Raw genomic sequence first — 2,173 nt, forward strand, 5'->3', positions numbered from 1 at the left:
GAATATGCATTCACCCGGAGAGTGAGGCGTTTTATATCTATCAGAACGGCGTATGGGAGATTATTTCAACGCTGCAGCTTAGCCGTGAAATGGCGGTGATCTACAACGAGCACCAGACCAACTTTGGCAAAAGGACGATTAACAACGCCGTGGAGGCGCTTAAAGTGGTAGCGCCGATCATGGGCGAACCCCGCCGCAACCTCATTCCCTTTGCTAACGGGGTTTACGATATGGCGTCCGGCGCGTTTACGGCGCATTCAGCCGATAACTGGCTGATGAACCATAACGGCATCGGGTATACCGCCGCCACGCCTGGCGAAAACCTGCATGATAACGCACCAAATTTTCACAAGTGGCTGAGCCATGTTGCCGAGAACGATGGACTTAAAATGCGCCGTATTACCGCTGCCCTGTTTATGGTGCTGGCGAACCGCTACGACTGGCAGTTGTTCCTTGAGATTACCGGTTCAGGCGGCAGCGGAAAAAGTGTCTTCACTCAGATAGCGACCCTGCTGGCCGGACAGCACAACACCGCCAGCGGCAATATGGCCGCGCTGGATACCGCACAGGGCCGTGCTCAGTTCGTGGGTAAGAGCATGATCACCCTTCCTGACCAGCCCAAATACACAGGCGAGGGAACGGGCATCAAGGCGATTACGGGCGGTGATGCAGTTGAGATCAACCCAAAATACATTCACCAGTACACGGCCGTTCTGCGTGCCGTTGTCGTGGCTACCAACAACACGCCAATGATTTTCACCGAGCGTGCTGGTGGCGTTGCCCGGCGTAGGGTGATTTTCCAGTTCAATCATCGCGTGAAGGAAGAAGACAAAGACCCGCATCTGTCTGAGAAAATTGCGCATGAAATACCGGTGATCGTTCGTCGCCTGCTGGCTGACTTCGCAGACCCGGAAAAGGCCCGTGAGCTGCTTATCGAGCAACGCGACAGCATGGAAGCGCTCGAAATCAAACGCGCGTCAAATCCTGTTATCGACATGTGCGCCGCGCTGGCGTTCATGAGCGAACCTCGCGGGCTGGAAATGGGCGGCGGCAAGCGTAGTGATGGCATTCGCCAGCCAAGGAGATACCTGTATCACCTCTATCTGGACTTTATGGAATATCAGGGGCTGAGTAAGCCGCTGAGCGTTACTGAGTTTGGCAAGGCCATCAAGGAAGCGGCGAAGGAGTACAAATCAGAATATCTGACCCGAACCATCAAAGGACGGCGGCAGACCAACGTTCAGATTACCGATAAGGCTGACGAGTTTTTATAAAATTCAGTGGGGTTATCTACCTTATCTACCTTTTGAAATAAAATATATATAAATCATCAGGTTAATTGGGTAGATAACTAATTTTTTATTATCTACCTGTTATCTACCTTATCTACCCAATTTCAGGAAAGAGTTATGAGGATTTTTGAAGGCTTTTCCCTGGCTGGCTCTTTAATGCCCGCGCTTTCTGTTTGGGCTTTCTTGGCACGGTGAATAAATTAACGGGGAGCAGCTCATGGGAGATGCGGGCTGCATGAGCGCCCGCCTGAAAAGATTAATGTGCGAGAGCGCCTACGATGCTGTGGGCAGTGTAAACAATTGACCCTACGAGCAGGGTCTCAAAAATGCCTAAATGAAAAACCATGCAAAGTCGCTTGAACTCAACGCGGGGGATCATTTTTTTATAGCTTGCCCTGAGGCATGAAACTAGCCAGATACCAATAATCACCAGTGCAATACCGAAAACAATCATAAAGGATATGCCCAAAGTAGCATCCTCAGGATGTCTGACTTCAAGAATCACATACATAGAGATAATAAGAAGTATAAGGGTATGTGCCAGCATGCTGTCTCTGAGAATATCGCGAAAATTACCGCTGAAATCATTAATTCTGGGTGATTTTTCGCTTGGTAGTTCAGGGGTTTCTTTTTCCATGATTAATCCATCAGTTGCGGTAGTTAATGAAACTAATCGGAACGCAGAAGAATTTCTTTAGAACTATTAATGCATTGTTGATGCACAGGTAATAAGCAATAAGTTTTTGGTTCAGCTTGTACCGTCTGACAATTAGCGCCGAAAAGCACAGAAACCACTGTATATTTATCGAGTATTTATGTTGCATAAATTGCAATAAATATTATAATTATCCCAATATATGCAATGAGAGAAAACCAATGGC

2 protein-coding genes are annotated in these 2,173 nt (G+C 48.0%); one reads left to right on the forward strand and one right to left on the reverse strand.

Going from position 1 to position 2,173, the window contains the following annotated elements:
* On the forward strand, positions 1–1,274 hold a 1,274-nt coding region (locus F7Q90_RS25355; RefSeq protein ID WP_249042842.1), incomplete at its 5' end, for a DNA primase family protein.
* Positions 1,275–1,548: 274 nt separating this feature from the next.
* Here the strand turns inward: F7Q90_RS25355 and F7Q90_RS25360 are convergent.
* Complete coding sequence (locus F7Q90_RS25360) at positions 1,549–1,929, reverse strand: hypothetical protein (RefSeq protein ID WP_044241790.1); 381 nt, start codon at positions 1,927–1,929, stop codon at positions 1,549–1,551.
* Positions 1,930–2,173: the final 244 nt, after the last annotated feature.

This window comes from Pantoea stewartii subsp. stewartii (assembly GCF_008801695.1).
GTDB classification, from domain to species: Bacteria; Pseudomonadota; Gammaproteobacteria; order Enterobacterales; family Enterobacteriaceae; genus Pantoea; species Pantoea stewartii.

Coding starts and splice junctions, on each gene's coding strand:
- F7Q90_RS25360 (WP_044241790.1), bottom strand. CDS start 1,929: ATGGAAAAAGAAACCCCTGAACTACCAAGCGAAAAATCACCCAGAATT.